This window comes from Natronolimnohabitans innermongolicus JCM 12255 (assembly GCF_000337215.1).
Taxonomy (GTDB): Archaea; Halobacteriota; Halobacteria; order Halobacteriales; family Natrialbaceae; genus Natronolimnohabitans; species Natronolimnohabitans innermongolicus.
On record NZ_AOHZ01000047.1, the window covers coordinates 54,433 to 78,892 of the forward strand.

Annotated in this window: 24 protein-coding genes, 1 tRNA gene and 4 pseudogenes; 11 read left to right on the forward strand and 18 right to left on the reverse strand. The window is 63.9% G+C overall.

Translation table 11 applies throughout. The features are described 5' to 3' along the window. Positions 1–35: 35 nt before the first annotated feature. From C493_RS10315 to tsaA, 5 genes and pseudogenes are all read left to right on the forward strand, one after another. A tRNA-Pro gene (locus C493_RS10315) sits at positions 36–108 on the forward strand. 79 nt (positions 109–187) lie between these two features. Beyond that, positions 188–430, forward strand: coding sequence for a DUF7563 family protein (locus C493_RS23825; protein ID WP_083912400.1), 243 nt, complete (start codon positions 188–190; stop codon positions 428–430). 548 nt (positions 431–978) lie between these two features. Then, positions 979–1,459: pseudogene (locus C493_RS10320) on the forward strand (hypothetical protein). Continuing rightward, positions 1,456–1,719, forward strand: a pseudogene (locus C493_RS10325) (hypothetical protein); the annotation flags it as partial. The pseudogenes C493_RS10320 and C493_RS10325, both read left to right, overlap by 4 nt. Positions 1,720–2,012: 293 nt before the next feature. Next, complete coding sequence (gene tsaA / locus C493_RS10330) at positions 2,013–2,435, forward strand: tRNA (N6-threonylcarbamoyladenosine(37)-N6)-methyltransferase TrmO (RefSeq protein WP_007259372.1); 423 nt, start codon at positions 2,013–2,015, stop codon at positions 2,433–2,435. Between the two features lie 71 nt (positions 2,436–2,506). Here the strand turns inward: tsaA and C493_RS10335 are convergent. Then, positions 2,507–2,818 (reverse strand): annotated as a pseudogene (locus C493_RS10335) (hypothetical protein); the annotation flags it as partial. 441 nt (positions 2,819–3,259) lie between these two features. On the opposite strand from C493_RS10335, the gene C493_RS10340 reads away from it, so the two are divergent. Further along, the gene (locus tag C493_RS10340; RefSeq protein WP_007259375.1) at positions 3,260–3,931 is read left to right on the forward strand and encodes a DUF502 domain-containing protein; all 672 of its coding nucleotides are present in this window, start codon (positions 3,260–3,262) and stop codon (positions 3,929–3,931) included. Between the two features lie 369 nt (positions 3,932–4,300). After that, entirely contained in the window at positions 4,301–6,403 is a 2,103-nt protein-coding gene (locus C493_RS10345) for a minichromosome maintenance protein MCM (RefSeq protein ID WP_007259376.1), read from the forward strand. Between the two features lie 202 nt (positions 6,404–6,605). Here the strand turns inward: C493_RS10345 and C493_RS23830 are convergent, their stop codons facing one another. The 9 genes and pseudogenes from C493_RS23830 to C493_RS10380 all read right to left on the reverse strand — a co-directional run bounded on the left by C493_RS23830 (position 6,606) and on the right by C493_RS10380 (position 15,211). Beyond that, positions 6,606–6,929: a hypothetical protein gene (locus C493_RS23830; protein ID WP_241430892.1), complete on the reverse strand. Its 324-nt coding sequence runs from the start codon at positions 6,927–6,929 to the stop codon at positions 6,606–6,608. 288 nt (positions 6,930–7,217) lie between these two features. After that, positions 7,218–7,286: pseudogene (locus tag C493_RS24220) on the reverse strand (zinc-ribbon domain-containing protein); the annotation flags it as partial. Between the two features lie 214 nt (positions 7,287–7,500). Further along, positions 7,501–9,279: a Coenzyme F420 hydrogenase/dehydrogenase, beta subunit C-terminal domain gene (locus C493_RS10350; protein ID WP_007259377.1), complete on the reverse strand. Its 1,779-nt coding sequence runs from the start codon at positions 9,277–9,279 to the stop codon at positions 7,501–7,503. Next, positions 9,269–10,969: a nitrite/sulfite reductase gene (locus C493_RS10355; protein WP_193787902.1), complete on the reverse strand. Its 1,701-nt coding sequence runs from the start codon at positions 10,967–10,969 to the stop codon at positions 9,269–9,271. Before C493_RS10355 ends, C493_RS10350 begins: the two co-directional genes overlap by 11 nt. A 300-nt stretch (positions 10,970–11,269) precedes the next feature. Next, entirely contained in the window at positions 11,270–11,845 is a 576-nt protein-coding gene (locus C493_RS10360) for a hypothetical protein (RefSeq protein WP_007259379.1), read from the reverse strand. A 156-nt stretch (positions 11,846–12,001) separates the two neighbouring features. Then, positions 12,002–13,519: a signal recognition particle-docking protein FtsY gene (gene ftsY / locus C493_RS10365; RefSeq protein ID WP_007259380.1), complete on the reverse strand. Its 1,518-nt coding sequence runs from the start codon at positions 13,517–13,519 to the stop codon at positions 12,002–12,004. Positions 13,520–13,539: 20 nt separating this feature from the next. Next, positions 13,540–13,992 carry a prefoldin subunit alpha gene (pfdA, locus tag C493_RS10370; RefSeq protein WP_007259381.1) on the reverse strand — a complete coding sequence of 151 codons (453 nt, stop codon included), beginning with the start codon at positions 13,990–13,992 and terminating at the stop codon, positions 13,540–13,542. Continuing rightward, positions 13,989–14,162 (reverse strand): 50S ribosomal protein L18Ae, encoded by a 174-nt coding sequence (rpl18a, locus tag C493_RS10375; protein WP_007259382.1) that lies wholly within the window; start codon positions 14,160–14,162, stop codon positions 13,989–13,991. The genes pfdA and rpl18a overlap by 4 nt, the downstream gene beginning before the upstream one ends. Before the next feature lie 95 nt (positions 14,163–14,257). After that, the gene (locus tag C493_RS10380; protein ID WP_007259383.1) at positions 14,258–15,211 is read right to left on the reverse strand and encodes a DUF6159 family protein; all 954 of its coding nucleotides are present in this window, start codon (positions 15,209–15,211) and stop codon (positions 14,258–14,260) included. A gap of 154 nt (positions 15,212–15,365) precedes the next feature. Between C493_RS10380 and C493_RS10385 the strand changes: the two genes are divergently transcribed. Both C493_RS10385 and C493_RS10390 read left to right on the forward strand, forming a co-directional pair. Further along, on the forward strand, positions 15,366–15,677 hold the full coding sequence (locus C493_RS10385) for an ASCH domain-containing protein (RefSeq protein ID WP_007259384.1): 312 nt from the start codon (positions 15,366–15,368) through the stop codon (positions 15,675–15,677). Between the two features lie 64 nt (positions 15,678–15,741). Beyond that, complete coding sequence (locus C493_RS10390; protein ID WP_007259385.1) at positions 15,742–16,752, forward strand: alcohol dehydrogenase catalytic domain-containing protein; 1,011 nt, start codon at positions 15,742–15,744, stop codon at positions 16,750–16,752. Positions 16,753–16,911: 159 nt separating this feature from the next. On the opposite strand, the gene C493_RS10395 is transcribed toward C493_RS10390, so the two are convergent. The 6 genes from C493_RS10395 to C493_RS10420 form a co-directional block, all read right to left on the reverse strand. Beyond that, complete coding sequence (locus C493_RS10395; protein ID WP_007259386.1) at positions 16,912–17,577, reverse strand: translation initiation factor IF-6; 666 nt, start codon at positions 17,575–17,577, stop codon at positions 16,912–16,914. A gap of 2 nt (positions 17,578–17,579) precedes the next feature. Beyond that, positions 17,580–17,858 carry a 50S ribosomal protein L31e gene (locus C493_RS10400; RefSeq protein ID WP_007259387.1) on the reverse strand — a complete coding sequence of 93 codons (279 nt, stop codon included), beginning with the start codon at positions 17,856–17,858 and terminating at the stop codon, positions 17,580–17,582. 2 nt (positions 17,859–17,860) lie between these two features. Next, a complete protein-coding gene (locus tag C493_RS10405) occupies positions 17,861–18,013 on the reverse strand; it encodes a 50S ribosomal protein L39e (protein WP_006092547.1) in 153 nt (50 codons plus the stop codon). 113 nt (positions 18,014–18,126) lie between these two features. Continuing rightward, complete coding sequence (locus tag C493_RS10410; protein WP_007259388.1) at positions 18,127–19,086, reverse strand: hypothetical protein; 960 nt, start codon at positions 19,084–19,086, stop codon at positions 18,127–18,129. 259 nt (positions 19,087–19,345) lie between these two features. Further along, positions 19,346–19,903 (reverse strand): RNA 2',3'-cyclic phosphodiesterase, encoded by a 558-nt coding sequence (gene thpR, locus C493_RS10415; RefSeq protein ID WP_007259389.1) that lies wholly within the window; start codon positions 19,901–19,903, stop codon positions 19,346–19,348. A gap of 128 nt (positions 19,904–20,031) precedes the next feature. Continuing rightward, a complete protein-coding gene (locus C493_RS10420; RefSeq protein ID WP_007259390.1) occupies positions 20,032–20,745 on the reverse strand; it encodes a hypothetical protein in 714 nt (237 codons plus the stop codon). A 194-nt stretch (positions 20,746–20,939) separates the two neighbouring features. Here C493_RS10420 and C493_RS10425 point away from each other — a divergent pair, with 194 nt between their 5' ends. Beyond that, positions 20,940–21,866: a tetratricopeptide repeat protein gene (locus tag C493_RS10425; RefSeq protein WP_007259391.1), complete on the forward strand. Its 927-nt coding sequence runs from the start codon at positions 20,940–20,942 to the stop codon at positions 21,864–21,866. Between the two features lie 3 nt (positions 21,867–21,869). After that, positions 21,870–22,169 (forward strand): DUF424 domain-containing protein, encoded by a 300-nt coding sequence (locus tag C493_RS10430; protein ID WP_007259392.1) that lies wholly within the window; start codon positions 21,870–21,872, stop codon positions 22,167–22,169. 394 nt (positions 22,170–22,563) lie between these two features. On the opposite strand, the gene C493_RS10435 is transcribed toward C493_RS10430, so the two are convergent. Together C493_RS10435 and C493_RS10440 are read right to left on the reverse strand one after the other, a co-directional pair. Beyond that, on the reverse strand, positions 22,564–23,439 hold the full coding sequence (locus tag C493_RS10435; protein ID WP_007259393.1) for an ABC transporter permease subunit: 876 nt from the start codon (positions 23,437–23,439) through the stop codon (positions 22,564–22,566). Continuing rightward, positions 23,436–24,437, reverse strand: a complete 1,002-nt coding sequence (locus tag C493_RS10440) for an ABC transporter ATP-binding protein (RefSeq protein WP_007259394.1) — start codon at positions 24,435–24,437, stop codon at positions 23,436–23,438. Before C493_RS10440 ends, C493_RS10435 begins: the two co-directional genes overlap by 4 nt. Positions 24,438–24,460 lie beyond the last annotated feature (23 nt).

Sequence of the window (24,460 nt, forward strand, 5' to 3'; positions counted from 1 at the left end):
ACGCTTTATGGGGTGCGGCCAGAAGTAGGGTGTACGGGATCGTGGGTTAGCTTGGTATACTTCGGGCCTTGGGTGCCCGTGACCCCGGTTCAAATCCGGGCGATCCCATACTGTATAAAAGTGAAGCGGCGCGTTTTGCCGCTTCACACTCAGGATTCTCACACCGACCAGCGACCGCCTTCGGGAGGTGGTCGGCGTGACGGTCGCCCCGTGGCCGTCGGCAGGCACCGATTCGACGTGCTGTCACTGCGAAGCACATGTTTCCGACCGATTCTGTCGCGTTTGCGGAGATAACAGCGATCGTGCCCACCGCTGTTCCGAGTGCGATTCCTACCGACGCCTGACCCGCGGGTCCGCAGTTGGAAAAGACGTCTCGATTCCCGATCCGGAGATTGCCGAGGGTCACCACGGAGGTGAGGCCACTGTCTGAGTTCGTCCCGGCCAGCGAACGCTACGACCTCGAGAGTCAGACGCCCATAGCCCATCCAGCCCATCAAGCGACCGACGCCGACGTTCGGCGTGCGCTCGAGCAGCGAGAGGTTCGGGCCGACGACGGACACTCCTCGAGCGGTACTGATCAGTCCGATACGCCACCAAATCCTTGGTTGGTAGAATCGGTAACGGGTTCGAATACATCCGACCCGCATTGGCACCCTTGTGGCCTGCCTATAGGAAGCAGCTTCTCTTCCGAAGCCCGCTTTCCTGCGAATACGGAACTGCACGACCTACATACAATTACCAATTTTTCCACATCGTCTCCGCCTTTCACTCCGCCCTGTAGTTCTCGAACAAGCATAAACAGCCCGTCAGAATCCCGAGACTATCCGATCATCTGGTCAGTACATACGGGTGGTGATCGATGAGTCGCCTCGTCGACGGCGACGAGTGCGAGCGGTGTGAGGACGTATCGGTTCCCGCAACCCAGCGGCTCTGTTCAAGTTGCGCTCGAGAGATTCGGCGCGCTCGAGGAGGTCCGTCGTGGGTTCGCGACGCTCGGCTCTCGAGAGTCCGAAGGCCAGCGGTGACGCCCTGAAGCGGAGATCGTGCAGACGGTCGACGCCCTCGAGTACGTCAGTGATCGGATCGCCACCTGGCACGACGCGCGGACAACGGCCGTCCTCGAGGCGAGCCGATCGCTGCCGTTCTACGGCATCGTTCTCGTCGAACCCGAGACGGCGATCGATCGACGCGCGGACGCTTCTACGTCAAGCTCCAGGCGCACTGTCAGCTCCTCGAGGCGGGCGGGATGTACCTGTTCGTGGTCTACCCGCCGCGACCGGGATTGCCCCAGGTCGCCCGCGCGATCGTGCCGGCGACGCTCGTCGACGAGTTGCTGTCCGGCCGATGGTACGAGGTCGGCGGCTCGCGGTCGGAACAGGAGGTCGCGAAGCTGACCTGGTCGCACGTGATCGATCCGGCGGGCGTCGACCCGTCGGTGACCGTGGATGGATCGCGATGAGCGTCGACGCCGATCGCGACCTCGAGGGCAAACTGGCGAGCGCGAGCGCTGGCCGCCGAGGGATTCCGGTCGACGCGATCTGCGTGGGCTGTGGGCGGACGCACGTCAAACGCGCTAGTCCCGAGGAGATGGATCAGCACCCGCAGGTTGATCCGACTCCCCTCGAGGCGAGCGACTGCACGTCGTTCACGCACGTCTGCTACCGCTGTGGCGGCGCCGAGTGGTGGAATCCCATCGCCGTCCTCACCGGCCTCCTCGAGTGCGACGACCTCACGCACGAGCAGCGCCGAGGGATCGCCGAGACGCTCTCGACGAGAGCGACGACGTTCGATGTAGAACAGGCAGCAACCGTCGATCACATTAGCACCACTGGGAGGGGACAATCTTGTTGTGGAGCGCTGAAGGCGCAGAGTACGTCTGCGTATCGGTCACGAATTGATTTGTCACCCGAAGCCCGAACTACAGTTGTGGCCAAAGATCAGTTGTGGCCAAAGATCAATTCAGCTACGAGCCGATAGGAGTAATCCGGACACCTTTCGAATCACCAGATGGGATGCCTATCCAACCGGTCGGAGACGCTGCTGTGGAGGGGACTATCGAACTCAAAGAAGCGTACGCAGATGGACTCAAAGATCTCGACGGATTTACGCACTGTATCGTATTGTATCATTTCCATGTGTCTGACGACACTGCCCCTCTGGAGGTCGAACCGTTCCTCGATGACGAACAGCGGGGAATATTTGCTACACGAGCTCCGCAGCGGCCGAATCCAATCGGTCTCTCTGTTGTCGGGATCGAATCGATCAAAGAAGAAATGGTAACCGTCACCGGTATCGATGTCGTCGATCAGACACCATTGCTGGACATTAAGCCATTTGTTCCAGAGTTCGACGTTCCATCTGACGCCGATACCGGGTGGCTCACCGCTTCGGAGTCAACGATTCGATCAAAACAAGCTGACGAACGGTTTCTTTGATGGATTTTTACTCTGTACTTGTCTCGAGTTTTACGGCCAATTTGAACGTGGAAATCGGGACCTGCCTACTGTTAGAAGATATCACTAATTCCAATCTTGGCTTGCTTGGTCCCGCGGTGATCGCCGCCACCGCGCCAACGCAGTAGCGGGAGATCGCTCGAGCGACCCATCTTGTCCTGGACGACAGTACAACCGCTTCTGCCGCGTGGACGGTAGACGACGAAACAGTCCCAGCCGTTCGCTCGCCGAAGCTTCTCGTGGTACTCTCGATAGATCTTGAGGTTCCCCGGCTGGCCGTCGCTGTGCTCGAGCACGGTGCTCTTGATCTCGTCGGGCGTTCCGTTGCCGAACCTGGCGTCATGCCGGCTGGCCCGCCCGAGCTCAGTCGTCTCCCCCCTACCCGACAGACGAGTCGGTCGGCAGCACGAACTCCCGGCTGCCGCAGTCACAACCGTCCGGGCGTCCGATGCTCCGAACCGTCCCATCCGGCGTTACGTTGCCGGCACAGATAGACCCGCAGTCGGCACAGATGACGATCGTCCGCTGGCTCTCGTTCCGATTCATAGCGTGCTGTACGACGACCGTACGCGCTCACCCTATAACTCGAGTCGCTTCGTTCACACCGGTTCAATAGTTACGACTGTTCAGTGAACCATTTACTCCGGTATCCATGAGGGTACAGATCGAAAACAGCGTACGGAACGGTTCGAGTCGACACGCCGAGCGATACAGCGGCCGACGGCCGGCACCGCGAACCCGTCGCCTGTAGAGACTATCAATGCAAGCCGAACGGCTTCCCCGCTGGTACGAGTTATCCCGTCCGTATGGCGTCTCCTCGAGGAGGTCTCCAGTCACGCGTCAAGCGCTGGCTCGTCAACGGGATCGCGCTGACGATTCCGCTCGTGATCACGCTCATCCTCCTCATCGTCGTCGTGGATTTCGTCCTCGGAATCATGGATCCGGTCGTTCAGGGCGTCATTTACGTCTGGCCGAACGACCCGCCGACGGTGATCGTCCAGTCGGCGACGCTGCTGTCGTTGGTCGCGTTCTTTTTGCTGGTCGGTATCGCCGCCGAGTACACCCCGGGACGGTACATCTCCCAGCGCGTTCACGCGACGATGGAGACGATTCCCGGCGTCAGTGCGATCTACGAGAGCATTCGCCGGGCGAGCAAGCTCCTGGTCGACGACGATACGGATCAGTTCAAGGACGTCAAACTCGTCGAGTTTCCCCACCGAAACGCGTACATGCTCGGCTTTCTCACCGCTGAGACGCCGCCGGTCGTCGAAGAGCGCGTCGACGACGAGGCGATGGTGACGATTATGGTTCCGCTGGGTCCGAACCCGACCACCAATGGGTTCGTTATGCACATGCCCGAAGAACGCGTCCACGACGTCGATATCACCGTCGAGGAAGCGATTCGTTCGATCGCGACGCTGGGCGTCGCCTCCGACGGACTCGGGGAAGACTCCCGCGTGGAGCGACGCTCGCGGTAATCGACGCTCGGCGGAAACGCCACCACTGCTTCGCTACGTATCTGCTCGATGTCGTGACGTTCACCTCAGATACCAAAACAGATTGGCCGTACATACATACTCGAGGGAACGAAATGAGACACCGTGGCCACGGCGGCTCGGACTACAGGGATCCGGCGTGTGTGGCCCGGCGTGAAGCGCCGCGGCCGAACTCAACAGGCGACGTGGCCCCGCAATACCGATCACCACCTTCTGTAATGTATCTGTGCCGAGCGACAGCGTCGACCCTCTCCGTGAACCGACGCTCGAGGGCCGCGACCAGTTCGGCTCAGTTCAGTTTCGCCCCGCTTTGCCCACATTTATACCGCGTGGCGCCCCTATGACAGTGCAATGGCGCAAGCGGGAAATACGGAACTCGTCGACGCATTCGAGCAGTTCTTCCGCAACTACTACGACAACGAAATCAAGCAGCTTGCGCAGCAGTATCCCAACGAGCAGCGCTCGCTCCACGTCGACTGGCAAGATCTCTACCGGTACGATCCCGACCTCGCCGACGACTTTCTGAATCAGCCCGAACAGCTCCAGCGCTACGCCGAGGAGGCGCTGCGACTCTACGACCTCCCGATCGACGTCAGCCTCGGACAGGCCCACGTCCGGATCCGGAACCTTCCCGAGACCGAGACACCCGAGATCCGGGAGATCCGCGCCCGCGATATGAACTCGCTGGTGCAGGTCCACGGCATCGTCCGGAAGGCCACCGACGTCCGCCCGAAGATCGAGGAAGCCGCCTTCGAGTGCCAGCTCTGTGGCACCCTCTCCCGCGTTCCCCAATCGAGCGGCGACTTCCAGGAACCCCACGAGTGTCAAGGCTGTGAGCGACAGGGCCCCTTCCGCGTCAACTTCGACCAATCGGAGTTCGTCGACTCCCAGAAGCTTCGCATTCAGGAGAGCCCCGAAGGACTGCGCGGCGGGGAGACACCCCAGGCGCTCGACATCCACGTCGAAGACGACATCACCGGCGAAGTCACCCCCGGCGACCACGTCTCTGCGACCGGCGTCCTCCGCCTCGAGCAACAGGGCGACGGTCAGGACAAATCGCCCGTGTTCGACTTCTACATGGAGGGCATGTCCGTCGACATCGACGAAGAGCAGTTCGAGGACATGGACATCACCGAGGAGGACAAAGCGGAGATCGTTCGCCTCTCCTCGAACGATGACATCTACGAGAAGATGGTCGCTTCCATCGCGCCCTCCATCTACGGCTACGACCAGGAGAAACTCGCGATGATCCTCCAGTTGTTTTCGGGGGTCACGAAGGAGTTGCCGGACGGCTCGAGGATTCGCGGTGACCTGCATATGCTGCTTATCGGGGATCCGGGTACCGGTAAGTCTCAAATGCTAGGGTATATCCAAAATATTGCACCTCGATCCGTATACACCTCTGGGAAAGGTTCGTCCTCGGCGGGTCTCACCGCCGCTGCCGTTCGCGACGACTTCGGCGACGGCCAGCAGTGGACCCTCGAGGCTGGCGCACTGGTCCTCGCCGATCAGGGAATCGCGGCGGTCGACGAGCTAGATAAGATGCGGAGCGAGGATCGAAGTGCCATGCACGAGGCCTTAGAGCAACAGAAGATCTCCGTCTCGAAGGCCGGCATCAACGCGACGCTCAAGTCCCGCTGTTCGCTGCTGGGTGCGGCAAACCCCAAGTACGGTCGTTTCGACCACTACGAGCCGATCAGCGAGCAGATCGACTTAGAGCCCGCCCTGATCTCCCGGTTCGACCTGATCTTCACGGTGACCGACCAGCCCGACGAGGAAAAGGACAAGAACCTCGCCGAGCACATCATCACGACCAACTACGCGGGCGAGTTGACCACCCAGCGCGAGCAGATGAACCAGATGGAGGTCACCCAGGACGAGATCGACGAGATGACCGATCAGGTCGATCCCGAGATCGACGCCGAACTCCTGCGCAAGTACATCGCCTACGCGAAACAGAACTGTCACCCGCGGATGACGGAGGCGGCCCGGGAGGCGATCCGTGACTTCTACGTCGATCTTCGCTCGCAGGGGACCGACGAAGACGCCGCCGTCCCGGTCACGGCGCGAAAGCTCGAGGCGCTCGTTCGCCTCTCGGAAGCGAGCGCTCGCGTGCGGCTGTCGGATACGGTCGAGGAACACGACGCCGAACGGGTGATCGAGATCGTCCGCTCGTGTCTGCAGGATATCGGCGTCGATCCGGAGACGGGCGAGTTCGACGCGGACATCGTCGAGGCCGGAACCTCGAAGTCCCAGCGCGACCGGATCAAGAACCTGAAGCAACTGATCAGCGACATCGAAGAGGAGTACGACGAAGGGGCGCCGGTCGATATCGTCCTCGATCGGGCCCAAGAGGTCGGCATGGACAACTCCAAGGCCGAACACGAGATCGAGAAGTTGAAGCAGAAAGGCGAGGTCTACGAGCCGAGTACCGATACGCTCCGGACGACGTAGTCGGTTCTCGGATCCAGTTCGGTCGAATACGGCCTTACGGCTCCGTTGAAATCCTCAATGGATGATAAGTACTGACTGCTGAATACAGCGGCTGCATACAGTCGGTGAGGGGTTTTTGAGCGACAGTCCTATCATCGGACTACCGTTTCAGCAGGAGGTCTGTGGCACCGAGACTGGCGGTAGTGTTGACGGCGCACCAGAATCAAGCGTATTTATCGTATAGTGGCCCCGCAAGCAACATAATCCCTCCAATAGCCGTCAGATACAACCCGATACCAGTGTCAACTAACATTTCAGCATTTTCCGGTGGATTTTCGTCAACACCCATCCACGGATCGTTAATATACCCCATCGCAAGAAATGCAACAAATACACCAATCAGCGTGACACCGATCCAGGTTTTTCGACCCCAACTGCCGAGACGAGAACGCCCAACAACAACAACCGCGACGACAGCCAGTATCAGCGTGAAGACGCCATCGCCATCGATCCCAGAATTACTAATTGATGATCCCAGAAACTCCACAGAGAACCACGGAAGGAAAGCCCCGATAATCGTAATACCCCCACCGGCAAGCCCCAACTTCTTTCCAAGTGAAATCTCGGAGAGATGGCTCCAGGACGGCTGATCTGTTGGTTCTGATCCTACCTGCGATGTTTCGCTCGTTTGTGACGATTGGGCTTTGGTAGGCGGGTCCGATGGCTGCTGCTGTGGTCGCTCCCCCTGTAAGGGCCGCTGTGGTCCCGTTTCGGACTGGCCATTTTCTGCTTGGTGTGACTGATGACTTTTGGAATCCTGCGATGGATCCAATTCAGCACCACATTCGCTGCAGAAGCGGGACGCTGGCTCGATCTCGGTTCCGCAATTCCGACAGTATGACACGAATATGAAAATACATTATATCGTGAAAAGGCTACTGGCGGATCAGGCCAAACTGTCATCTCCCCTCACAGTGGGCAGATCCACTAAATCGTACTGGTTAATCCTTACTTTAAATATAATATAGTCTCTGTGCAACAAATACGTTCTATATTCAGCAAGACAGCTGGAATATCTCTTTGGTTGAATGGTTCAGCAAAGCTGGCCTTGCTGGTCGTTAGTGTCCCTGATCGTGAGGGTTCATCGCCGTGCCGTAGTTCTCGGCGTGGTCGGTGTAGTCGATGAATCGCGGCGCATCGGGATCGAACGGCCGCGCTAAGCTCTCGAAGGCTTTCTTCTTGTCCCAGCCCTGGAGTTTGCCGACCGCCGATTTGTCCTCGAGGTCGTGATAGTCGAGTTTCGGCTCGGTGAGGTCCCACGCGTTCATCCCCTGTTCGGTGCGGAGGATGACGCTCGAGTACTCGTCGCTCGAACCGACGGAGCCGACGGTGATGTCCGAACAGAAGCCGGTGAAGTCGGCACACTCGTCACAGCCCTTGAGCGCGGCGTCGTGGAAGTTCTCGACGTCTTCCTCTACGATCATCTCGCCGTCGTGATCGTAGACCATCAGCTTGCCGTGGAGGACGTCCATCTTGCCGATTTCGTCGGGCGAGACGTCGCGTTTCTCCTCGAGTTGCTCGCCGATGAGGCTGTAGTAGTTAAAGTTCTTCGTACACATCAGCGAGATCGTGTACTCGACCGCGCGGATGCCCTCGTTCTGTTTCTGGTAGTCCCACTCGAAGTCCTGGAGCGCGCGGAGGCCTTCGATCTCGCAGGGCGTCCCCACGAGCGCGAGCGCGAGGTCGTCCCAGTCTTTGTCGGGAAGCTTGTGCTCCCACTGTTTGAGGTCGAGGTTCCCCAGTGCGAGCGTCTGGTTGTAGACGGTGCCCGCATTCTCGATGAGTTCTTCTTCCGTGGTCGCGAGGAAGCTCTCGGCTTTCCAGGGTTCGTCCTCGGATTCGGTTGCGATCAGCGCGCCGTCGATCTCGCCTTCCTCGAGTAACGTCGCGAGGATGCCGGTGACGACGCCGCCGTCCTGAGCGGCGTCGGTCCAGTCGTCCTCGACCGTCGCGGAGAACTCCGTGATCGGGTCGCCGGCGCCTTTGACGTTGTCATCGCCGCCGGTGATCTTCCACTGGCGTTCGTACCGGAGGCCGCCGCGGGGACAGAAGTCCCAGCAGAGCGAACAGCCGGTACACATCTTGACGAGCTTTGGAAGGTCGTCCTCGCCGACGCCGATCGAGTCGGAGGGACAGGCGGCGACGCAGGTCCCACACTGGATACAACGGCCGTCGCCGATGACGGCCTCGTCCAGTTCCATGAACCAGGTCTTCTCGTCGGGCGTCTCGATGTCGTTCATCTCCGAGCGGATCGAGTACTCCGGCGTGTCGAGGTCGACGCCCTCGGGAACGCCGACGCGCGTGTCGGGGGCGTCGTCGTAGACGTCCTGGCTCACGTTCTCAGCGGGCTCGGTGAACTCGATGTCGCCGAGTTCGCCCGTCTCGTCGACGTTTGCAGCGCCCGCTCCGTCCGCGGCGATGCGCTTCTCGCCGCTCGAGTCAGCGTCGGCCGCGGGAGCCGTCTTCTCGCCGCACGTACAGGTGTCGGGCGAGCAGCTCTCGCCCTCACCGCCGGCGTCGATGGCGCCGTCGCGGGCGTGCTCGCTTCCTTCGCGGGAGCGCGGCGCAGCGCTGCCAGCGTCGGGGAACCGAACCGCTTCGTCGTCGTCGTCCGACTCCGGAACGCCCGGGAAATTGCGCTCCGAGGACCCGCTTCGCTCGTCCTCGCGGCTCGCGTGTCGCTTCTCGCTCGAGTTCCCGGGATCTTCGCGTCGCTTCGATCCCGCTGCTCCCGCTCGCTTCTTCGAGGACTCGCTTCGCTCGTCCTCGCGGCTCGCGGTTTCACCGCTCACTTTGTCCGAGACCTCCCTTCGGTCGGTCTCGCTATCAATCCCCATGGGCAACACCTCGTGCGACCGGGGCGTCGGCCCCTTGCATGATCCGTCGGAGTCGCTCGTTGTCGACGCGGCGGGTCCACTCGTAGAACCGCTCGCCGTCGTCGCGCTCGTCGCCGTAGGCCTCAAAGAGTTGCTCGAGCGCCGGAAGCACCGACTGTGCGGGAACGGCGTTCTCTACCCAGTCTACGAACTCGTTGTCGGCGCCCAGTGAGCCGCCGAGCCCGAAGTCCATCCCCTCGACGATGTTGTCGCCTTCCTCGTTGGTGCTGTTCTCGTCCTCGAGTTTGACGGTCTCGCCGCGGAAGCCGATGTCGGCGATCTGGGGCTGGGCACACGAGGCCGAGCAGCCGGACATGTGCATCCTGATGGCGTCGATATCGTCGGGGACGTCGATACGTTCGTCGAGTTCGCGGGCCCAGCGTTTGGTTCGTTTCTTGGTCTCGATGATCGCGTAGTTACAGAACTCGTTGCCCGTACAGCCGACGGCGCCCCGCGAGAACGCACCGGGGTCCGGCTGGTAATCCTGGGCGAACGGCTCCGCCAGCAGGTCCTCGACGTTCTCCTCGGGGATGTGCGTGATGAGGAAGTTCTGGTCGGTCGCGAGGCGGACGGAGGCGTCCTCCGTGCCGTACTCCTTCGCGGCGCGAGCGGCCTCGGCGAACTCCTCGCCGCCCATGCGGCCGGCGATGACGTTGAAGCCGACGTACGTGAGCCCGTCTTGCTTCTGGTCGTGGACGCCGACGTGGTCGCCCTGGTAGCCCTCCGTCAGCCCCTCGCCGCTTTCGGGGAGGTCGACGGTACAGCGGTCGCGGACCGCCTCCTCGAACGCCGAGGGGCCCATCTGCTCGACGAGGTAGCGCATGCGACAGACGCCGCGGTTGTTGCGGTCGCCGAGTTCCTTGAACGTCTGGGCGACGGCGCGACAGAACTCGACGGCGTCCTCGGGCTCGATGAAGACGTCGAGTTCGGAGGCCATCCGCGGGCCGTCGGAGAGGCCACCGCCGACGCGGGCGTGGAAGCCGTAGTGGTACTCGCCGCCCAGTTCTTTCTTCGCGGGAACCAGGCCGATGTCGTTGATCTGGGACTGCGCGCAGTCGTGGGCACAGCCCGTGATTGTGAGCTTGAACTTCCGTGGCAGGTTCGCGTACTCGCGATTGCCCGTGAAGAACTCCGAAACGGCGTCGACGACCGGTTGTGCGTTGAAACACTCGTGGTCGCTGATGCCGGCCGCGGGACAACCCAGTACGTTCCGGGCCGAGTCGCCACAGCCCTGGACCGTCGTCAGGCCGACCTCGTCGTAGCGGTCCCACATCTCCGGGACGTCCTCGATCCGGATCCAGTGTTTCTGGATGTCCTGTCGGGTCGTGATATCGAGGTAGGCGTCGCCCCAGAGTTCGTTTTGCTCCTCGCCGCCGTACTCCTCGGGAGCGACGGCCAGGTCGTCGGTCACTTCACCGATGACCGCGGCCTGCTCGGGCGTGAGCTTCCCGCCCGGGACCTTCGTCCGGATCATGAAGTATCCCTCCTGTTTCTGGGCGTACATGCCGGCCCACTTCAGGCGCTCCCACTCGCCGCCGCCGGCGCGCTCTTCGATTTCCTCGAAGGAAAGTCCGTCCTCGGCGTACTCGTAGACGTCGTCGATGACGTCGAGGGGGTGTTTGTTCTGCTTGTACTGCTCGGTCGTATTCACTCGAACCACCGCCGGCGAGCGGCGCTGTCGTCCGACGTGGCCGTACCGTCACGAAAGACCATGGTTGTCAGGTCGACACGTCCCATTCGTAAACCACCCGGCAATGGGGCGAATCGTGACGACGGTCGTTCGATCCGGCAAATAGCCCCGCATTTTAACGGTGGTTCGCTCGAGTGGTCTGTGAGACAGTCTCAGTGATGCCGAAAAACGGGACAACACAGTTCGGTCGGCCGCCAGGCGTCGTCGATAGCAGAAAGGATAGCCGGTACCGAACAGTGATCGACGTCGAGTGTGACCCACTCAGTCGAAACAGGCGACCGGCTCGCCACGCTGTCGAGGGTCGGGATCGAGTTCGGCCTCGTCCGCAAATCCGTCGTACCGTGCCCGAAGAACGATATTCTCGTCGACGTAGTAGGTGACTCGGGCGAGTCGGTTTGAACGCGGAGAGGCCTGTCGAAGCTGGGTCGTCAGTTCGTACGTGATCGAGACGAGGACGGCCTCGCGGTCAGTTTCCTCGTCGTCGTCGATCAGTTCCGACTCTCGGTCGTCGAGCTGGAACTCGAACTCGCGGGTCTCGGAGCCGTACTCTGCTATGTAACCGTTGCGCCGATACGCCGCTTCGAATTCCTCGACGAACTCGACCGCGTCGTCGGAGAGCGATGCCAGTCGTTCGGGGTACGACGCCGGCTCGAGGGCCGCGTCGTCGTCGGACGGAGACGGTTCCGGGCGTTCGACATCGTCGCAGTCGTACTCGTCCGGCGAGACGGTATCTGCGGTCGTCTCGTCGGAGCTCGTGAATTCGAAACAACCAGCAAGCGCAATCGAAACCGGAAGCGCCGACGCGAGGAGGGTGCGACGAGAACGAGGTTCGCGCATACCGTAATGTCAGAGATTGATTATATGTACTTTTCGTATTCGATCGCCGACAGGTCAGCGTTAAACCGCAGAATGCGGTCAGGAATCGAGCCGCGGCGCTTTCGTCGAGTCGTCCGACAGTGATCGGACTCGCGGTCGCGAAAAAACCGAACCGCGTTACTCCTCGTTCGACCTGAGCAGTCGATCGACCATCTCGTCTGGGTCGAACGGTTCGATGTCGTCGTACCCCTGGCCGACGCCGAGGAAGAGGATCGGCTTCCCGGTAACGTGGGCAATCGAGATCGCCGCGCCGCCGTTGGAGTCGGCGTCGGCTTTCGTCAGGATCGCGCCGTCGGTTTCGGCGGCGTCGTTGAACTCGCGAGCCCGGTTGACGGCGTCCTGGCCGGCTACGGCTTCGTCGACGAACAGCGTCATATCCGGATCGACGACGCGATCGATCTTCTCGAGTTGGTCCATCAGCCCCTCGTCGGTGTGGAGGCGACCGGCGGTGTCGCCGAGGACGATATCGATGTCGTTGGCTTCGGCGTACTCGACCCCGTCGTAGAGCACCGCAGCGGGGTCGCCACCCTGTTCGTGGGTGATGAGCTTCGTATCGAGGGCCTCGGCGTGCTCTTCGATCTGCTCGTTGGCACCCGCACGGTAGGTGTCGCCGTTTGCCATCACCGACGAGTAGCCCCGCTCCTCGAAGTAGCGGCTCAGTTTGGCGATCGAAGTGGTCTTTCCGACGCCGTTGACGCCGGTGAAGACGATCGTCACCGGTTTCTCCGCCTCGGCGATGCGCTCGTCGAAGTCGAACTGCCCGACGCTGATCACGTCGTAGATCGCGTCGGCCAGCGCGTCCTCGACGACCTCGCCCGTCGAGGTCGTGAAGGTCCGCGTCTCGCCGACCAGTTCGTCGCGGATGTTGTCGAGGATCTCCTCAGCGACGCCCATCTCGACGTCGCTCGAGAGCAACGCCATCTCGAGTTCGTGGAGCGGCCCCTCGAGGTCTTCCTCCTCGATGACGAACTTCCCTTTGACGAGCGAGCGAGCTTTGGTCCCGATGCCGGTACCGGCTTCGTCGTCGGTATCGGCTTCGGGCGCTTCGGCCGTCTCGTCCGCCGGAGCGTCGGCCGCCGATTCCGCCGTTTCGGACGCTGTCGCTTCGGCGGCCTTCTCGCGCTCGATCATCCCCTCGAGGTCGAGCCCGCCGCTGTCGGCGGCTTCTGGTTCGGGCTCGGGTTCAGTATCGGGCTCGGACTTGGTTTCCGATTCCGGCTCCGCCGCAGCCGTTTCCGCCTCGGGTTCAGTACCACGCTCGCTCTCGGTCGGCGCTGTCGTCCCGGCCTCGAGTCCGCCTTCGGCGGGTTCGTCGTCGGCGCCGCTGGCGGCCGTTTTACCGGTGGTATCTGGGGCTTCCGGCGTCGGTGCGGACGCCGCGTCCGTCCCGTCGGCGTCGGCCGACGCCTCCGGTACCGACTCCGCCTCGCTGTCGGCGTCGGGTTCGGGCTCCGGTTCGGAGTCGGATTCGAATTCGGAGTCTGCGTCGGATTCGGCGACGTCCGCCGACGCATCGGCCACCTCGGCGTCTGCATCGTCGAGTTCCTCGTCCTCGACCGCCTCGACGTTCTCCTCGGCGGCCTCTTCGGCGTCTTTCCGGAAGCTCCCGAGTTTCTTCTTCAGGTTGTCAAACATGGTAGACGTGGTGGTCGCCGTTACTCGTCGGCGTCAGGCTGGCCCTGCCCCATCTGCTGCATCTGCTGTTGCATCGCCTGCTGCTGGAGCTGCTGTGCCTGCTGTTCGAGCTCGCTGCTCTCGGTCTCGAGTTCGGCGATCTCCGAGTTAACCTCGTCGATGCGGTCGTCGAGGTTCTCCTTTTTGCTCTCCAGGGTGTCGACGGCGTCGTCTTCCTCGAGTTCCGCGGCGTAGTCGGCGCCGAGTTCGACGATCACTTCGTCGATGTCCTCGATGCTCGCACGGAGGTAGGCGCCGCCGCCGATCGGCACCTGCACCGTCGAGTCGGTGTCGAGACTGTCGAGCGCCTCGATGGCCTCGTCGGTCTCGGTTTTCTGCTGCTGGATGGCCTCGACGTTCTCGTTCAAGGCTTCGATCTGTTCTTCGATCTCCTGTAGCTCCTGGGACAACTGCTGTAGCTGTTGTTGACTCATTGGGTGACCTCCTCGAGTTCGATCTGCGTCCGCTTGAGCCCGTGTTGACTGCCGAGTCGAGAAAGGACGTATTCACGGGCGACGTCCTCGTTTTCGGCATCGACCGTGGTTTCGAACTCCGCCTGACCGTCGCGGGCCTGAAACCGGCCGGTGACCGTAAACTGACTCATGGCTACCACTCCGGCAGGCAGTCGGAAGAATGTTCCTTTCTCTCGAGGCCAGCGAGGCCGCGACGGCGATCGATTCGGGTCGATCGGCGGCCGTCTCAGATCTGGCCCGGCTTCCGGCCGGTCGTCCCGCCCATCGCCGCACTCGAGGAGCGCTTCGATTTCGTGATCGCGTCCGGGTCGATCCCGTCGAACTCCTCGGGAAGGTCGCCGTCGGTCGCGTACTTGTACAGCGCGGTCTTCGCGATCGCGACGGCGGCGTTCTGGATTACGAGCAACGCGCCGACGACGAGCAGCGTGGGGGCGATCGTGTAGACGATCACCGACGCCGGATCCGCGGCCAGGAGGAGGGGCGCGCCGATGCCGGCCGCGAGCGTCAGAAGGATCAACGGTAGGATCACGAGACCGATCCCGAGCGTGACGCCGCCGGTCTCGCCCCAGGTCTCGCGGAAGGTGGTGATGCTCTCACGAAGCGACTGTCGAACGCCGCCCTCCTGGAAGACGATGACGGGAACGATGAAGAACGTCATCATGAACCAGGCGGCGCCGGTGATCATCCGGACGAGCTGGGCGCCCCAGCCGTCCTGACTCTCGAGGGCGCGGAAGATCATCCCGACGACGGCGCCGACGACGCCCCAGGCGAGGATCGTCCGTTTGGCCCGCCAGGCACCAGCGAGTCCGCTTCGGAGGCTCGTCTGCTCGCCGGCGAACAGTTCGCCGACGGAGTAGACTAACGCGGCGCTGAAGAACGTCGCGATGGACGTCGCGGCGAACATCCCGAGAAACGACACGACGAGACCGAGCACCGTAAATGTCGTCTCGCCGGTGCCGTCGGCGAGGCCGGCGACCTGATCGAGGGCGGCCAGGCCGAACGTCGTCCCCAGCAGAGCGGCGGCGACGCCGACGATGAGGACGCCCATCCCGACGACGAGCGCGAGCCCGTACAGCAGCGGGAACGCCAGCAGCCACTTTTCGCGGCGGAGCACGCCGAGCGATGCCTTGGCGATTGCGAACCCGGTCTTGAACCGAGCGAGTATGGATTGGAGGGCCATTCGTGTGCGATAGGTGTATCTACCAGAACATAACTCTTGGTGACATGATCCCGGGAGAGCAGGGACGAGAGACACCGCCACGTGGGCCGCGCAATTTCGACGGTGCCCCGACGAGGTGGCAAACGGTATCCGGATCGACGACGAACCGACGACCATGAGCGAGCGCGATCCCGCCGACCTGTTACCGAGCGAGCGAATGCGAACGCAGGCCCTCGAGGGCGACATCACCCAGATCCACCGGGGCCACCAGTACGCCGACGAGGGCGATACGTTCGCCGTCGAGGACACCACCTTCGAGGTGACCGACGTCACCGAACGAACGCTCGGCGATCTCACCGACGAGGACGCGCGGGCAGAGGGAATGGACGACCTCGAGGCCTATCGCGGCCTACTCGAGCGCGCCCACGACAATTTCGAGTGGGACGACGAGAGCGAGGTCGTCCGTCATCGGTTCGAGCCGCGGTAGCGCACGGTCCCTCGAGAGCGAAGGAGTGGGAATACCTAACACGCTGGGCTGCGACAGCGCTCGTATGCGCGTCGCGGCGTTCACCACCGACGATTCCACCGACCTCGAGATACTCGACCGATCCGATCCGACGCCCGCCAGCGGGCAAGCCGTCGTCCGCGTCGAGGCGGCGGCGCTCAATCACCGCGATCTCTGGACGATCAGAGACGACCGACTCGAGCGCGACGACTTGCCGTTCGTTCCGGGCGGCGATCTGGCCGGCACCGTCGTCGAGACCGGACCGGACGTCTCGAGAGTCGGCGACGGCGATCGGGTCGTCCTCTGTCCGCTCGAGAGCTGCGGGACGTGTCGGTTCTGTCGCGAGGGGCCGGAGAACATGTGCGAGGCGTACAGCAGCTACGACGGCGCGTTCGCCGAGCGGGCCCTCGTCGACGCGAGTCGACTCGTTCGGCTTCCCGATTCGGTCGACGTCGCCGACGCGGCGGCGCTCCCGATCGCCTACACGACCGCGTACCGAATGCTCAAACGGGGGGAGACGGCCGCGGGCGACCGCGTGTTCGTCCCCGGCGCGACCGGGGGCGTCGGCATCGCCGCGGTACAGCTCGCGTCGCTGCTCGGCGCCGAAACGGTCGGAACCTCGCGGTCGGCGACGAAACTCGAACGCGTCGCGGCCGCGGGGCTGGATCACGCGATACACTCGAGCGACCCCGACGAGATTCGCGACGCGGTCGAGGAGATCGGCGACGTCGACGTGACGATCAACCACCTCGGCGGCCCCTACACGCGCCTCGGCGCCGACGTCCTCCGGACGAACGGAGCGATGGTCGTGTGCGGTCGAACCGCCGGTCGGTACCCCGAAATCGACGCGCGAGACCTCTACTTCGGACACAAGCGTATCCTGGGGAGCACGCTCGGCACCCAGCCCGACCTCGAGCGACTGGTTTCGTTCGCCGCGGACGGTCGACTCGAGCCGGTACTCGCCGACGAGTACCCGATCGCGGAGGCGACTCGGGCGGTCCGGGCGATGGACGAGCGAGAACACGTCGGCAAACTCCTCATTAGACCGCAGGCGTAAGCGGGGCCGGTCGGTGGGGTAGTAACTGACGGCGTTGATGCGGCGACGGTCATCTGGGGTAGACCGGCGGAATCGCTACTCGAGAGGCGACGGCGACAGAAAGAGCGGCTCGAAACGAACGAGAACGACTCGAGAACCGCGGTGCCGGCCGGTACGTGCTCAGTCGAGGTAGCCGAGCGCGTCCTCGATCCGTCCCAGTTCCGGTCCGGTCGTGTCCTCGCCGACGACGTAGCCGGCTTCGTTGGCGAGCAGCCCCGAGCCGACCAGCGGCGCGCCGTAGTTGACGGTGCCGACGTCGGCGCGGACGTCCAGACTCTCCTCGAGGAAGTCGAGTTCCTCGTCGGTCGCCTTCGGGTGACAGAGCACGCCGGAGTTGGTCGCGACCGCGGCGGTCCCGACGGTCCGAACGCCGGCGAGGTCGCCGCGCTCGACGGGGACGTCGAGCGTCTCCTTGACGATCTGGATCGCTTCGCGCGTCAGATCGGGGTGGACGTAGGCGCCGTAGTCGTTGGCCAGCACGACGTTGCCGGCGGCGTTGACGTTTCCGGGCAGTTCCGCGACGGGGACGTCGACTTCCGCCTCGAGCGTCTCGCGTTCGTACTCGAGAACGCGAGCGCTGACGAGCAGTCCGTTTTCGTTACCCGTCGCTAGCGCACCGACCGTCGAGGAGCCGCCGATGGTCGTCTGGACGGCGGGCACCTCGAGTTCGTCTGTCAGGTCGGCAACCACGTCGTCGTCGACGTCCGGGCGGACGAGTACGCACGAGTCGGTCGCGCGGGCGAAGACGCCGACGTAGGCCGACCCGGCGAAGGCGAGCCGTTGCAAGTTTAGTCGGCGACCTCGGCCTCGACGACGGCCTCGCCTTCTTCGTCGAAGCGGGCCGCACGGACGCGAAGCTTTCGCGGCGGGTTCGATCGGCCGTTCGACCAGATCTCCTCGTTGATCGAGGGATCCAGACGGATGGCCTCTTCGTCGACCGCGAAGTGTTTCGCGAGGTGCTCGCGGACGAGTCGCATTGCGAGATCCGCGGCCTCGTGGTTGGCCCCCTTCTTGACGTCTCGAAGCGGAACGGTAACGACGCGTTCTTCGAAATCACTCGCGCTCATGATTACTCGTCAGTGTCGTTGCGCCGCCAGTTTCGTCGCTTCGGATTCCGCTGGACTTCCATGTCGGTCTTCATCATGACCCAGGCCGGAACGCGGCTGTTCTGGTTCTCGAGTTTGGCAAGTCGCTTCTTCTTGCCCTTCGTTTTCTTACCCATAGTACCCGTCCGTAGCCCGCGGTGGCTTAAAATCTTGTCCATCTCGCGACCGAGAGCGACCGACGCCGGCGCTCCCGCACGCACGCGGTCCGAGTCCGGTCCGGGTTCGTCGGTCACGAGTAGCCGATCGTCTCGAGATACCGCGTCGTGGCCTCGAGCGTCGCGTCGCTCAGTTCGGTCGTGTACTCCCACTCCGCGACGCCCTCGAGGCCGTCGTGGCGGTGGAACTCCTCGTGGTCGTAACAGCCGGTGCCGTGGAATCTGGTCCCGCCGCCGAACTCGTCCGGGCCGGCGTAGGCGGTCGCGATCGGCGAGACCCGCACCGTCGCGTCGTCGACTCGCGTCGCAGTGCCGAGGTCGTGGTCGCACCGCGTGCCGCCGATGTCCTCGGCGACGTCGCTCGAGACGAGCGTGTGGAGCACCTCGTGGATCGCCATATTTCGAGTGACCGGCCGCGAATCCCACCGCTCGGTGGCACCGACGTTCGCGACCGTCAGCGCGTCCGGCGTACTCCCGTCGCCGTCGCCGCCGTCGGCGCCGACTCTCGCGGTCGGCGACAGCGTGCCGCCGTAGCCGAGTCGGTGGTTGAACGGCGCCCAGGAGAGCAGCAGGTGGCAGGTTGCGGTCGCGGTCGCGTCCCGCGAGGTCGGCGCGAGTGCGTTCCGCTCCGCGAGTCGGTCGCGAAACCCCTCGAGGACGGTCTCGAGCGACGGCGAAACGGTTTCGGTCGGCCGCGAGACGGCCGACAACGGAAGGCGGACCGACTCGCCGCGCTCGACCTGCCATTCGAGATCCTCGAATCGCGAGCGCTCGCGAGCGTACGACAAAATCTGCGCTACGGCGTCGGAGACGGCCTCGAGGGCGTCTTCGTGGACCCCCGTCCAGTGGGTGCCGGCGCCGTCGGCGTCGAGGCCGTCCCGAAGGCGGACGTGCAATGGAACTGGGCCGGGGTAGACGCGGATCCGGAGCGTCTCGTCCTCGAGGGGCGTCCGCGAACCGTCGGTGAGCGAGTCGTCCCGAAACCGACTCGTTCGGAGTCCCGAGACGGCACCCGCGCCGCCGAGCGAGACCAATAGCTCGCGACGCGTGACGGGGCTCGCGCTCGCTGCCGCGGAGACGACAGCGCGTGTGCGCGACGGCCGACGGGCCGAGGTCACGGGAGACCGACGGCTGGCGCCGTCATCGTTGCGACTCGCTACATCGAGTATCCGTATCGATTTCGACCTTGCATGTTCCGTCTCACCGACAGGCGCCCGTCGCTTCGGGGCTACGGACACCGGGACGAACGATCACGGGAACCGGCGGCGAAGAAGTGAGACGACGCGACGACGACTACTCGAGCGAGAACGATTCGACCGTCGAGTAGATCGGGCCCGCATCCGTACGGACGCTTTCGGTCAGGTGAATTTCCTCGACGGTCATCTCGCCGATCGTCGGATCGCGCTCGCGGACGAGTTCCTGAACCTGCTCTTTTCCGCCGCCGTGTTCCATCCGCGCGAGCGTCACGTGCGGCGTGAAGTCGTGTGACTCCTCTTCGAACCCCATCGCCGTCGTGCGGTCTTCGACGGCCTCGTGGAGGCGGGTCAGCTCCTCGCCGCCCGTCTCGGCGCCGAACCAGATCACGCTGATGTAGTCGAGACTCGGGAACACCCCCAGTCCGCCGTAGCGAACGGTAAAGGGCTCGACCGCCGCGTCGGCGACGGCGGCCTCGAGTTCGCGCTCGAGGTCCGGCACGCGGCTCTCGTCGACCTCCCCGAGAAACTTCAGGGTGACGTGAGCCTGTCTGGGATCGGTGAAATTCAGTCCGCTCGCGCCGGTAAACTCGTCTTGCAAGTCGTCGACCGCATCCGCGAGGTCGTCGGGCAGGTCGACGCTGACGAACAGTCGCATACCAGCAGTCACACCGGGACGATAATGAATCGTGGTGACTTGCGGCCGCGTCGGCGCGATGGGGCTCACTCACACCGAAGAAGAACGCGAAATCGAGTTGTCATCACGAAACCGCGACTCGAGGCAGATTACTCGAACTCGTCCTCGAGGTCGCTGAAGTCCTCGATGACGTGGAAGCTGATCAGTTCGGCCGGCCCGTCCTGGGCCAGACCGGCGACGAGGCGTTCCTCCTCGGGGTCGTCGATCGTCACCGTCTCGGTGTTGCTCGGGCCGAGCATGGTCTCGTCGGTCGGCGACCCGTCGTCGTTGTCGGTTTCGGGATCGTCCTCCTCCGATGATTCCTCGGTGGACGAATCGGGGTCGTCGCCGTCGTCACCCTCGTCGTCGGTTTCGCCGTTCTCGTCGCTCGAGTCGTCTTCGGGATCGTCCTCGAGTTCGACGGTGACCTCGTAGTCGCCGCCGTCGGTCCAGACGTCGTCGTAGAACGCCGTCGTCTCGTCGTCCTCGTCCGCCTCGTCGTCATCGTCGGTCGCGGCCGCGAGGTCGAACGACTCCTCGAGGACCGTCTCGCCGTCGGGACCGACGATCTCGATCGTCCCGGCAACCGGCGATTCGTAGCCGTTGAAGACGTTGACGTCCTGCAGCGCGATATCGGCGAGGAAGTCGACGAGCGACGCACAGCCGGCCAGCGAGGCGAGCGTCGCGGTGCCGCCGGCGGCGACGAAGCCGCGCCGCGAGAGGACGGGATCGGATCGCGCGTCGGTCGCCGTCTCGGAGGCGTTGCTGGCGGGGGCGTCGTCGGAGGGCGATGCTGTCGGATCGGATCGTCGTGGCGGGGACATGCCAGATGAGCGAATTACGTTAGCGTTCATAAACGTTCCCGTCGAGAGCAACCGGCGACGCCGGTCGGTCGTCGAGTCGTTTCGACGCGTCGAGTTCTCGTCGGCGGTACGGGTGCGAGTCGACGCCGAACGCGGCCGGCCGCGGACTCTCGAGGTCGCAGCCCTTAACAGTCGTCATCGCTAGTTTCCCGTCAATGACTGACCGAGAGGGCGATTCCGACCGCGACCGCGACCGCGGCCACCACTTCTCCGAAGGCGAGGGGTTCGACGATCCCTACGCGGAGTTCGACCTCGACCCGCCGGAACTCGACGTCGACCCCGCGAAGGTCGACCCCGTCGATTCGCGGGTCGTCACGGACACGCTGGACGAACACAGCATCGCCAACGAGGACGTCGACGCCGAAGAACTGCTCGACGTCGGGCTGAACTACATGCAGATCAACCGCTACGAGCAGGCCACCGACGCCTTCGAGCGGGTCGCGCAGTTCGCCGACGACGAGCGCGTCGAGCAGGAAGCGTGGGTGAACAAGGGCGTCGCCCACGCCGAACTCGAGGAGTACGACGAGGCGATCGGTGCCCACCGCGAGGCGCTGTCGATCGACGACGACAGCGAGCACGCCGCCACCGCCGAGACGAACCTCGCCTACGCGCTCTGGGAGTTCGGCGAGACCGCCCAGGCGCTCGAGCACGCCGAACGCGCCGTCGAAATCGACGAGCGCTTCGGGCAGGGCTGGTACAACCGCGCCTTCTTCCTCTCCGAGCGCGGGCTGGCCGAGGAGGCGCTGCACTGTATCGACAACGCGATTCGGCTGGGGATGCGCAACTCGCGGGTTCTCGAGGAAAAGGCCGAGATCCTGGAGGAACTCGGCGAGTACGACGAGGCCGAGGAGATCGCCGAGGAGGCAAACGAGATGCGCGAGCGGGCCGAACAGCGCGTCATGGAAGAGCGCCGCGAGATGCAAGGCGAGGGCCGCGCGGGCGACGGCCGAGACGTCTCCCCCCAGCGCCAGCAGGCGCGAGGGCAGGGCCGAGAACAGGGCCAGGGTCGACAGGGCGGGTTCGACGTCACCGACCCCGGCCGCGCCTCCGACCGCGACGGAGACGACTGGAGACTCGAGTAACGCATGCTCGTCACCGAACGACAGACCGAAGAGGGGTTGCTCGTGTCCGTCTGCGACGAGGACGTCCTCGGCGAAACCTTCGAGACCGACGACATCTCGCTGACCGTCACCGAGGAGTTCTACGGCGGCGAGTCGGTCGGGGACGAGGCCGTCGTCGACAGCCTCGCGCGGGCCAGCGTCGCCAACATCGTCGGCACCGAGGCCGTCGAACTCGCCATCGAGGAGGGCTTTATCGACGAGGCGAACGTCCTCGAGGTCGGCTCGACGCTGCACGCACAGTTGCTGCGGATGCAGCAGTTCTGACGAGCAGGTATCAGCACTCGAGTCCGAACCGGAACGCTACGGAGACAGTCGCCGTTTGCAACGGGGAGACTTCTTCTCCGAGCAGAGCTGGCCAGTTCGACGACCGCGATCTATCGAACGACATTCCTGGCAACGTGGATTTCCACGTCCTCCCCAACCGATTCGTTCGCATTTGCGCGGCGCATAGCGCCGCGCTCTCGCTCACTCATCCCTCGCGCACAGTTCTCGACACGCCCTCGCGGTGCTCGGGCTCGTCGCCGGCGCGCGCCGCCGCGCATTGGTACTCAGTTTGAGTGGGAATAGCGAGGGGACAGTCTGGCGAGAGATAGCGAGATCGACCGGTAGAAGAGTTGAGATTCCTGTGGCGATGACGGACGGTGGTCGGACTCGAGCGCTACAGATCCGCGTTCTGGAACCGATAGTAGCCGATCGCGACGGGGACAAGCAGCCAGAGAAGCAAGACGACGGCGCTAAACCAGTCTTGTAGGAAGAACGGCGCGTCGCCCGCGTAGCGCTCGGCGGGCGTCATCGTCATCGCTTCGAAGTCCTCGAGGCCGAATCGGAACATGATAACGTCCATCTGCCCCTCGACGACGGTGTTCATCAGCGTCGTGTAGGCGGCGATCGGGTTGAGTTGTTCGACGAGGAGATACCAGGTCTCGGCCTCGACCGGCGGCCCCTCGTCGTAGATGAGGTAGTACGGGCCGGCCGTAACGAGCTCCCAGAGGCCGACGAGGAGGATGTAGATACCGACGACCACCGCCATCGCCCGGCCGCGCGTCGAGACGCCCGCAGAGACGCCGACCGCCAGACCGGTAAACGTCAGTCCGAACAGCACCGAGACGGCGGCGAAACCGAACCAGTCGGCGAACGGAACCGAGCCGAACAGCGCGGCGCCGAGGACGAGCGAGACGAGGAACGCGAGAACGACGGCCGTCCCGATAACGGCCATCCGTCCCAGTAGCTTGCCGAAGACGACGTCGGTCCGGTTCGGCGGGAGCCCGAGCAGGAGCTTGATGCTGCCCGAGCGGCGCTCGCCGACGACCGCCATGTAGCCGGCGATCAGCGCGGCGATGGGGATAATAATCTGCAGCGGAAGTCCGACGAAGGTGAGTACCTCGGCCGCGGTCGCCTCGTCGTCCGCAAACCAGATGCCGACGTAACCGATGGCGACGAAGCCGACGAGCAAGCCGATCAGCGCCCAGAGCAGTTTCGAACGGCCAGCGTCTTCGAACTCCTTTCGCGCGACGGTACCGATGTGGGAGCTCATTCGCTCACCTCCGAACTCGCGGCCGCGGCCCCCGTCGTCGCGTCCGCCGATTGCGCCGTTCCGGCGGTGTCCGCCCCGACCTCGCCGTCGCCGTTCGTCAGCGCCGTAAACAGCGTCTCGAGCGAGACGTCCTCGATCCGAACGTCGTCGACGGTCGCCCCCGCGTCGTCGAGGGCGACCACGGCGCCGGCTTTCGCCGCCGAATCGGTGACCGTACACTCGAGGGTGCGCCCGGTCGCGACGACCTCGGTGATGCCCGCGACCGCGGCGGCGTTCTCGCGGAACCGACCCGCGTCGCCGTCGGCGAGCGTTAGTTCCATCGTTCCGCCGCCGCCGACCGACTCCCGCAGCCCCTCGATGGTGTCGACGGCGACGAGTTCGCCCTCGTTCAGGACGCCGACGCGGTCGCAGACGGTCTCGACGTGCTCCAGAATGTGACTCGAGAAGAAGACCGTCGTTCCGCGTTCGGCCTCCGATCGGACGAGATCCTGCATCTCGCGGATGCCGTGGGGGTCGAGTCCGCTCGAGGGCTCGTCCATGATGAGCAAGTCGGGGTCGCCGACCAGCGCCATCCCGGTCGCGAGTCGCTGTCGCATCCCCTTGGAGTAGTCGCCGGCGGGGCGGGCGGCGTCTTCGGCGGAGAGACCGACGCGCTCGATGATCGCGTCCGGGTCGTTCGCCGCGTCCTTGGTCTGGATCGCGAACTCGACGTGGCGACGGCCCGAAAGGCGCGGGTAGATGTCGAACCCCTCTGGCAGGACGCCAACCCGGGGGCTGATCTCGTCGGCTTCGGCCTGTGCGTCGTAGCCGAGGACCGTCGCCGAGCCCGCGGTCGGCCGGGTGAAATCGAGGAGCATGTTGATCGTCGTCGACTTGCCGGCGCCGTTCGGCCCCAGAAAGCCGAACACCTCCCCGTCCCGCACCGTCAGGTTGAGTCCGTCGACGGCGGTCAACTCGCCGTACGTCTTCGTCAGTCCGGACGTCTCTATCGCAGCCATTGAGGCAACTCAACACAGAACGA

Coding starts and splice junctions, on each gene's coding strand:
- tsaA (WP_007259372.1), top strand. CDS start 2,013: ATGCCTATCCAACCGGTCGGAGACGCTGCTGTGGAGGGGACTATCGAA.
- C493_RS10340 (WP_007259375.1), top strand. CDS start 3,260: ATGGCGTCTCCTCGAGGAGGTCTCCAGTCACGCGTCAAGCGCTGGCTC.
- C493_RS10345 (WP_007259376.1), top strand. CDS start 4,301: ATGGCGCAAGCGGGAAATACGGAACTCGTCGACGCATTCGAGCAGTTC.
- C493_RS10350 (WP_007259377.1), bottom strand. CDS start 9,279: ATGGGGATTGATAGCGAGACCGACCGAAGGGAGGTCTCGGACAAAGTG.
- C493_RS10360 (WP_007259379.1), bottom strand. CDS start 11,845: ATGCGCGAACCTCGTTCTCGTCGCACCCTCCTCGCGTCGGCGCTTCCG.
- ftsY (WP_007259380.1), bottom strand. CDS start 13,519: ATGTTTGACAACCTGAAGAAGAAACTCGGGAGCTTCCGGAAAGACGCC.
- pfdA (WP_007259381.1), bottom strand. CDS start 13,992: ATGAGTCAACAACAGCTACAGCAGTTGTCCCAGGAGCTACAGGAGATC.
- rpl18a (WP_007259382.1), bottom strand. CDS start 14,162: ATGAGTCAGTTTACGGTCACCGGCCGGTTTCAGGCCCGCGACGGTCAG.
- C493_RS10380 (WP_007259383.1), bottom strand. CDS start 15,211: ATGGCCCTCCAATCCATACTCGCTCGGTTCAAGACCGGGTTCGCAATC.
- C493_RS10385 (WP_007259384.1), top strand. CDS start 15,366: ATGAGCGAGCGCGATCCCGCCGACCTGTTACCGAGCGAGCGAATGCGA.
- C493_RS10390 (WP_007259385.1), top strand. CDS start 15,742: ATGCGCGTCGCGGCGTTCACCACCGACGATTCCACCGACCTCGAGATA.
- C493_RS10400 (WP_007259387.1), bottom strand. CDS start 17,858: ATGAGCGCGAGTGATTTCGAAGAACGCGTCGTTACCGTTCCGCTTCGA.
- C493_RS10405 (WP_006092547.1), bottom strand. CDS start 18,013: ATGGGTAAGAAAACGAAGGGCAAGAAGAAGCGACTTGCCAAACTCGAG.
- thpR (WP_007259389.1), bottom strand. CDS start 19,903: ATGCGACTGTTCGTCAGCGTCGACCTGCCCGACGACCTCGCGGATGCG.
- C493_RS10420 (WP_007259390.1), bottom strand. CDS start 20,745: ATGTCCCCGCCACGACGATCCGATCCGACAGCATCGCCCTCCGACGAC.
- C493_RS10425 (WP_007259391.1), top strand. CDS start 20,940: ATGACTGACCGAGAGGGCGATTCCGACCGCGACCGCGACCGCGGCCAC.
- C493_RS10430 (WP_007259392.1), top strand. CDS start 21,870: ATGCTCGTCACCGAACGACAGACCGAAGAGGGGTTGCTCGTGTCCGTC.
- C493_RS10435 (WP_007259393.1), bottom strand. CDS start 23,439: ATGAGCTCCCACATCGGTACCGTCGCGCGAAAGGAGTTCGAAGACGCT.
- C493_RS10440 (WP_007259394.1), bottom strand. CDS start 24,437: ATGGCTGCGATAGAGACGTCCGGACTGACGAAGACGTACGGCGAGTTG.